The organism is Sulfuricurvum sp., assembly GCF_019163035.1.
In the GTDB taxonomy this organism is placed as follows: Bacteria; Campylobacterota; Campylobacteria; order Campylobacterales; family Sulfurimonadaceae; genus Sulfuricurvum.
Map to the genome: position 1 here is coordinate 1 of NZ_JAFLKV010000152.1, position 7,853 is coordinate 7,853.

The 7,853-nt window shown below is 43.7% G+C and carries 8 protein-coding genes and 1 pseudogene; 6 read left to right on the forward strand and 3 right to left on the reverse strand.

Annotated features, from left to right (window positions below; translation table 11 throughout):
- Nucleotides 1-528, reverse strand: a pseudogene (locus tag JZU62_RS10675) (ornithine carbamoyltransferase); the annotation flags it as partial.
- A gap of 46 nt (nt 529-574) precedes the next feature.
- Nucleotides 575-1,540 carry a porphobilinogen synthase gene (gene hemB / locus JZU62_RS10680; RefSeq protein WP_295014640.1) on the reverse strand — a complete coding sequence of 322 codons (966 nt, stop codon included), beginning with the start codon at nt 1,538-1,540 and terminating at the stop codon, nt 575-577.
- 75 nt (nt 1,541-1,615) lie between these two features.
- Between hemB and ribA the strand changes: the two genes are divergently transcribed.
- From ribA to JZU62_RS10700, 4 genes are read left to right on the forward strand one after another with little or no spacing between them, the layout of a single operon-like run.
- A complete protein-coding gene (gene ribA, locus JZU62_RS10685) occupies nt 1,616-2,203 on the forward strand; it encodes a GTP cyclohydrolase II (RefSeq protein WP_295014642.1) in 588 nt (195 codons plus the stop codon).
- Nucleotides 2,200-2,778, forward strand: a complete 579-nt coding sequence (gene rsmG / locus JZU62_RS10690) for a 16S rRNA (guanine(527)-N(7))-methyltransferase RsmG (RefSeq protein ID WP_295014643.1) — start codon at nt 2,200-2,202, stop codon at nt 2,776-2,778. The genes ribA and rsmG overlap by 4 nt, the downstream gene beginning before the upstream one ends.
- A gap of 4 nt (nt 2,779-2,782) precedes the next feature.
- On the forward strand, nt 2,783-2,989 hold the full coding sequence (locus JZU62_RS10695; RefSeq protein WP_295014644.1) for a PP0621 family protein: 207 nt from the start codon (nt 2,783-2,785) through the stop codon (nt 2,987-2,989).
- Entirely contained in the window at nt 2,990-3,382 is a 393-nt protein-coding gene (locus JZU62_RS10700) for a hypothetical protein (RefSeq protein WP_295014646.1), read from the forward strand.
- Here JZU62_RS10700 and JZU62_RS10705 read toward each other — a convergent pair.
- Complete coding sequence (locus JZU62_RS10705) at nt 3,379-4,395, reverse strand: alanine racemase (protein WP_295014648.1); 1,017 nt, start codon at nt 4,393-4,395, stop codon at nt 3,379-3,381. The genes JZU62_RS10700 and JZU62_RS10705 overlap by 4 nt on opposite strands.
- 27 nt (nt 4,396-4,422) lie before the next feature.
- On the opposite strand from JZU62_RS10705, the gene JZU62_RS10710 reads away from it, so the two are divergent.
- Together JZU62_RS10710 and JZU62_RS10715 are read left to right on the forward strand one after the other, a co-directional pair.
- Nucleotides 4,423-5,436, forward strand: a complete 1,014-nt coding sequence (locus tag JZU62_RS10710) for an agmatine deiminase family protein (protein WP_295014650.1) — start codon at nt 4,423-4,425, stop codon at nt 5,434-5,436.
- A gap of 82 nt (nt 5,437-5,518) precedes the next feature.
- A complete protein-coding gene (locus tag JZU62_RS10715; protein ID WP_295014652.1) occupies nt 5,519-7,669 on the forward strand; it encodes a TonB-dependent receptor in 2,151 nt (716 codons plus the stop codon).
- Nucleotides 7,670-7,853 lie beyond the last annotated feature (184 nt).

Genomic DNA, 7,853 nt, shown 5'->3' on the forward strand with positions numbered 1-7,853 from the left:
ACGGAGTTCAAAGCCAAGTTTAGAAGCAAGCATCAGCCATGAATGTGTCATATTGTTTCCATCGCCTACATAGGCCACAATCGGGTTAGTATCTTTTCCACACTCCATCATCGTCATGAAATCAGCCAAAAGTTGTACCGGATGGTAGCTGTCGCTCAAACCGTTGATAACTGGAACCGTAGAATATCGAGCAAACTCTTCAAGCATCGATTGCTCATAGGTGCGAATCATAACCATATCACACATTGAAGAGATAACGCGCGCCGTATCTTTAACCGGCTCACCTCGTCCAAGATGGATGTCACGATTAGAGAGAAACAAGGCGTGACCGCCAAGCTGATACATCCCCACTTCAAAACTGACACGGGTGCGGGTAGAGCTTTTTTCAAAAATCATTGCCAACGTCTGATTTGCCAAACGAGGGGTAAAAATTTTGGCTTTGATCTCTTTTTTAATCTCTAAACCAATCTCCAAAATCTCTAAGATCTCTTCTTTGGTATAATCTTTTAACGTTAAAAAGTGTCTCACAGTGTTCCTTCGATACAAAAAACAATCATATCATAAAAAAAATTCATTAATTTAAAAGTGTCGCTACTTCTTTAGCATGATAGCTAATGATGATATCTGCTCCTGCACGTTTAAATCCTACCATTGTCTCCATCATGACACGATTATAATCGATCAATCCTGCCGCTCCCGCATATTTAAGCATCGCATATTCGCCACTGACATTGTAAACCGCAAGAGGAAGAGAAGATGCTTCTCGGATGTCACGGATAATATCGAGATAGGCAAGTGCGGGTTTCACCATCAAGATGTCGGCACCCTGTGCTTCATCGACGAGACTCTCACGGATCGCTTCGCGACGATTTGCCGGATCCATCTGATAGGTCGAGCGATCCCCGAAACTCGGAACCGATTCGGCGACATCACGAAACGGTCCGTAATAACCGCTCGCAAATTTCGTCGAATAACTCATGATCGGAAGATTGACATATCCACCCCCATCGAGTGCATCACGAAGCGTCGTAATGATCCCATCCATCATCCCCGATGGGGCAATCATATCAGCACCTGCGCGGGCATGAACCAATGCCTGCTGTGCCGAAATACCGAGAGTCAAATCATTATCAACCGTTTCATGAACGTGATCGAGGATACCGCAGTGACCGTGATCGGTGTATTCGCAAAAACATAGATCGGTCACCACAAACATTTTTGGAAATGCTCGTTTGATAGCGCGAACCGCCGTTGCGATAATCCCATAATCGCATAGTGCGTCTGAGCCGATTGAATCTTTCACTTCGGGGATACCGAATAAAATAATGGAGTTAATTCCGAGAGATTGGAGAAGTTCGCACTCTTTTAAAATCTCATCGAGAGACATTTGAAAGACACCCGGCATTGAGGAAACTTCGGTTTTAATCCCCTCTCCCGGACGAACGAACAGCGGATAGATAAAATCATTGACCCCTACATGGGTTTCGCGAACCAATGAACGCAGTTGGGAATTGAGACGGGTGCGACGAAAACGCTCCATAAATTTGCTCCGATATAAATAGTTGAAGCAAGTGTAGCAAGTGTTAGATTAAGAAAAGAAAATTATAATTGCCACATGAATACACAAATCAAATTTGAAAAATCCTCTATTGCCAATATGCCAAGCAAATACGGTAAATTTAAAATCCGTGCATACAAAGAAGGAGATCAAGAACACCTCGCGATTTTCACAGAAAATTTTGAGCAACAAGAGTCTCCACTGGTTCGTATCCACTCTGAGTGTCTGACTGGTGATACTTTCGGCAGTATTAAATGCGATTGTAACAATCAGTTACATAAAGCACTCGAACTGATTGCACAAGAGGGGGGATTGATTATTTATCACCGCCAAGAGGGGCGAAATATCGGGCTCCTCAATAAGATCAATGCCTACAGCCTCCAAGATCAAGGGCGTAACACCATCGAAGCCAATATCGAGCTAGGTTTTGCCCCTGACCAGCGTACATATGATGTGGTCGGTGAAATTTTCAAAGATTTTAATCTTACTAAAATCCGTCTTTTGACCAACAACCCTGCTAAAGTGCACGTCGTGGAGGGGTTAAATGTCACTATCACCGAACGTGTCCCCGTCATTATCAACCCAAATCCTCATAACGAGGGGTATTTAAAAGTGAAAAAAGAGCAGATGGGGCACGATCTATGAGTCAATTGAAGCAACTTTTACAACAAAATAACGTTAGTGTTCCCGAAGATTTTTTAAAAAAAGTGGAGCAGTACAAAGCACTCTTGGGAAAATGGAATAAAGTCCATAATCTCACCGGAGCCAAAACACTCCAACAAATCGATCAATTTATCCTCGATGCGGTTTTACCCATCAAATTTCTCCCCCCTATCCATAAAGCGATAGATATCGGAACGGGTGCCGGATTTCCGGGGATGATTTTAGCACTCGCCCTGCCACAAACTCATTTCACTCTCGTCGAACCGCTCTCGAAGCGTGCCAGCTTTTTACAGTTTGTAAAAGCGGATTTGGGGTTAAGTAATGTCGATGTTAAAGCGCTTCGCGTCGAACAGCTCCCAAGCGAGCCTTATGATTTCATCACTTCCCGCGCTGTTACCGACACCGAAATGCTTTTAAAGCTCTCCGAACCATTCTGCACAGAGGGAACCCTTTTGCTCTTTTACAAAGGGGAAAAAGTGTATGATGAAATCGATAAAACACTCGATTACCAAATCATTGAGGCGGAAAATCGCCATTATTTACTCATAAAGAGATAAAACTATGTTCAAACTATTATTATTTACCGGTCTGTTAGTCGGAGTTTATTACGTTTTTTTTAAAAAGAAAGCGCTTAATCCCCCCTCTTCGGATAACTCTTCCGATGAGGCGATGATTCCGTGTGCAAAATGCGGAACATACGTGCAACTCAAAGAGTCGTTTATGCGTGAGGGCAAATATTATTGCTCACGCGAATGTTTGGAGGCGTAGATGCTGTTATTCGGTCATCCCTACGTCCCATCGCAGCCGTTTTACCATATCGATTCCATCGAAGCGTTACGTCATACTCCGGCTAATTCCGTAGTAACCCTCTATTTTACCGCTGAAAATCTCGATATCATCGAACATTTGCGTCAAAACAATATCCGCTTTGCCCTCCATGTCGAAACAGCGGTCGATGCCGTTATCGGCGAAAATTTAGGGGCTGATTATTTGATCGTTTTACCGAAATACGGCTCAGAGATCCAAAAAGTAGCGGAGCACTATCTGTTTGATGCCAAAGTGTTGGGGTATATCGATACGACTAAGAATCTAAACGATCTGATCGAAATGTGCATTGACGGAGCAATCTTTTCCGATGCGATTATTAAGATAAACTCTTAATTTATCCACTCTCGTTTTAAATCTTTATCCAAACACGCCAAAATCTCGTATCCAATTGTCCCTACGGCGCGGGCATAGACGTTCGCGTTATCAAAAATTTTCAACTCTTCCACATCGCTCGAAAAACTGGCACTGTCCATCGAGATACGTCCTCGAAGAGCTACCCCATCGGGGGTCACATAGCGATTCGACGCCAGCCGATCCAAGCCGTTCGCATATCCCAAATCATACGTACTCACGACTTCATCCGCTTGGGCTTCATAGATACCGTTATACCCCACACGCTCTCCCGATTTCAAAATTCGGGTCGCGATTTTATCTCCCCACAACGAAAGTACGCTTTTTAGCGGCGGCTGGGAGAGTGTCGTATCCATTTCCAAACATCCATACAGAGCAATCCCTGCCCGTACCATGTCATCATTGCACCCGCTTAAGCGAAATATCCCTGCCGAATTAGAGATATGAAATCGTAATGAGTATCGGTGCTTTTTGGCTAGATGGGTAGCTTTATCTTTCAGATTATCGAACGTTTTCCGTTGCCAAAACCACTCACTGCTCAGTGTATCCGCAGCTCTAAAATGGCTCATCATACCGATACAGATTAATCCGCGTGCGGCCATTTGCGCAAACGCTTCCTCGATTTGCTCCGGTACAATCCCGTTTCTATGCATCCCCGTATCGATTTTCAGCTCGACTCGCGCCCCGCTGGGATAATGAGCGATCTCTTCGAGCGAATTGAGTGCATAACTAAACCTCGGATGAACTTTAGTCGCGATTTGACCTAATATCAGGACATTATCGAAAAAGTTTACAATCTCTTCCGCTTCACGCTCCAATCGTACCACGGCTTGTTTAACGCCATACTCAGACGCTGCTTGCGCTATCATTACGGCGCCGTGACCGTAGGCATTGTCTTTTAAAACCACCGCTATTTTATCTTTTCCACCGACTTGGTGTGCGATAATGTCAAGATTATGAATAAGCGCCTCGCGGCTCAATTTAATAGTTCCCATAAAGGAATTATATTCTAAGGATTGTTAATGCGTTATTTCCCCGCCGAATTTGAACCACAAAGTTTTGTCCAGCTCATCTTCCCCCATCCCCAAAGCGATTGGGTGCCCTATCTCGAAGAGGCGCGAGCGTGTTTTGTAAACATCGCAACCGCCGTCGCCGCTTATCAACCCTGCCTTATAATATGCAATGATGTGACCCTCGTCAAAAGCTACTTTGAGTCTCATGAGAATCTCATCTTCGTCCCTTATCAAACGGATGACACATGGGCACGCGATTGCAGTGCTCTCAGCGTCATTGACGAAGAAGAGGGCGAACCGCTGTTGCTGGATTTCACCTTCACTGGATGGGGCGGAAAGTTTGATGCATCACGCGATAATGCGATGAGTAGCTCTATTGCACCCGTTTACGGTGCACCGATGAAAAGAATCGATCTTATTTTAGAAGGTGGGGGAGTCGAAACCAACGCCAATGGATCACTTATCACTACATCAGAATGCTTGTTGAATCCTAACCGAAATCCCCATCTAACCAAAGCTCAAACCGAAGCCATCCTCAAAAAAGAGTTCGGGGTAGAGCAAGTTTTGTGGCTCAACCACGGTTACTTAGCCGGTGATGATACCGACAGCCATATCGATACCCTCGCCCGTTTTATCGATACGGATACCATCATGTATGTCAAATGCGACGATAAAAACGATGTGCATTATGAGGCACTCAAAAAAATGGAAACGGAGTTAAAAGCGTTACGTGATATCGATGACGAGCCATTCAACCTCATCGCGTTACCGATGACAAACCCTATTTTTTACGATGACGAGCGTCTCCCTGCGACCTATGCCAACTTTCTAATCATCAACGATGCGGTACTACTTCCAATTTATAATGATCCCAACGACAGCAAAGCAATCGAAATTTGCAAAAAAGCATTTCACGGTCGTGATATCATCCCCATCGACTGTTCAGTTCTAATTCGCCAACACGGATCACTCCACTGTGTTACGATGCAATTTCCTGAAGATATTTCCTTACGGATGGAGTAAAAAAGGCTCCACTTAACACTAATGTAACACTTCGTCTCTACAATATCAGCCTAATACTATTGTAACATTAAGGACGAAATGAATGAAGCGTTTAACTCTCCTCTCCATGGCGGCGGTTGCTGCCCTTGCCACGGAACCTCTCGCAATCCAAAAAATTACCATTGAAGCTGATACAGTGAAATCCGATGTTGTAGCTAATGAACTCTCATCATCTAAATCAACAAAAATGAGCGGTGATACCGCTGCAATACTTTCCGATATTCCGGGAGTCAGTGTTTACAATATGGGAAGTAGCGCTTCATTACCCGTTATTCATGGTATGGCAGATGATCGTGTCAAGATCGATATCGACGGCATGACGATCACTTCAGCCTGTCCAAACCACATGAACCCTGCACTCTCTTACATCGATACTACTAAAATCGAAAAAATCGATGTTATGGCAGGGATCACTCCCGTCAGCGAAGGTGGAGACAGTATCGGGGGAACGATTGCAGTCAAATCTAAAGCCCCTGTATTTGCTCAAAAGGGCAGGGAAGCGCTCATCAACGGTGAAGTATCTAGCTTTTATCACAGCAACAATCAAGCGCGCGGGGTTTCTGTCTCTGCAACCGCAGCTAATGATAAAATCAGCGTCAACTATTCAGGCTATGCAGAAAAAGCAGACAACTATAAAAATGGGGACGGTGCTATCGTCAAAGCTACCCTTTATAAACAAGCAAATCATTCCGCAACCATCGCTTATAAAATTGATTCTGATGATGTCGTAGCACTTAAAGTGGCTCAGAGTAATGCTGATTACATTGGTTTTCCAAATGAATATATGGACATGCTAGGTAACAAATCGACTTCTGGAAATTTAAGCTATAAAGGAAAAGTGGGGGCACTATTGATCGATGCTAACGCATTCCACCAAGATACCGATCACTATATGAATAAAATTTTAAGTGAACGCACGGGGGATATGCCAATGTATACCGAAGCGAAAGAGAGCGGTTTAAACATTAAAGCAACCCTTCCATATAGCCAAACCCAAACATTTAAATTTGGTGCTGACTATGATCGATACCGTCTCAACGATTATTGGCCTTCTCCAAGTGGAGTATACGGCGGTATGGGACCAAATACATTCTGGAACATTAATGATGGAGAACGTGATCGTATCGGACTTTTTGGCGAAGCACATTCTCAATGGAGTGAGAAATTATCATCTGTTATCGGTGTTCGTTATGATAGAGTTAGTATGAATACGGGAGATGTTGTAGGTTATAACAACAATACAGGTGCAGCTGGAATGTGGAATGATAAAGTTGATGCGGATGCGTTTAATGCCCTTGATCATAAAAAGACCGATAATAATTATGATCTCACAGCGATGACCAAATACGAATACAGCGATGTTACTGATATAGAACTCGGTTTTGCACGTAAAACCCGTTCACCGAATATTTATGAGCGTTTTGCATGGGCAGGTGGCTATGGAAGTACCCCCAATAATCCAATCAAAATGGATATGGCAATGATCAACTGGTTTGGAGATGGGAATGGATACGTAGGTAATCTCGACCTCAAACCGGAAGTCGCCAATACCATCAGCACTACCATCTCTTTACATGATGGAGCTGAAAAAGAGTGGGGGGTCAAATTGACTCCGTATTACACTAAAGTAAAAAATTATATTGATGTAGAGCGCTTATTTAGTGGTGCGTATGGACAAGCAACGACAGGAACAAAAACGACTTCAGTTGAATTTTTACGCTTTGTCAATACGGATGCCCATCTCTTCGGTGCTGATTTATCAGGATACACAACGTTATGGGATAACAGTGATAATGGCAAAGGAACCCTTAAAGGTTCACTTAGTTACACTCGTGGTTTCAAAGACGACGGCGGATCACTCTATCATATGATGCCGTTTCATGCCAAAATTAGCTTTGATCGTGTTTCCGGTGCATGGAATAACGGAATTGATGTTGAGAGTGTAGCAGCAAAAGAATCAGTCGATACACTCCGCAAAGAGCCATTAACTCCAGGATACGCTTTGGTTGATTTGAGAACAGGTTATGCGTGGTCAAAACAGTTCAATATGGATTTTTCAATCACCAATTTCTTCGACAAAGTATATGCTCTCCCACTAGGAGGGATTGATACCGTTAATTATAGATCAGGAGACTATGTTCCTTTACAAGGAATGGGACGTTCATTTAACGCGGCTCTCACTTACAAATTCTAATCCTAAACTGTTTCGTCATCTCCCGCGTATGATGCGGGAGCTACAGTTTATTTTCCAAAAACCATCCGAAACCGAACATCAATCCTGGCGTTTTGGCTTTGGTCTCATCCATCACAAAAGCTTTAGCGCCACTCACAGCAATCTCGATCACCTCGATCATCTCATCCTCTATGCCACCACCGTT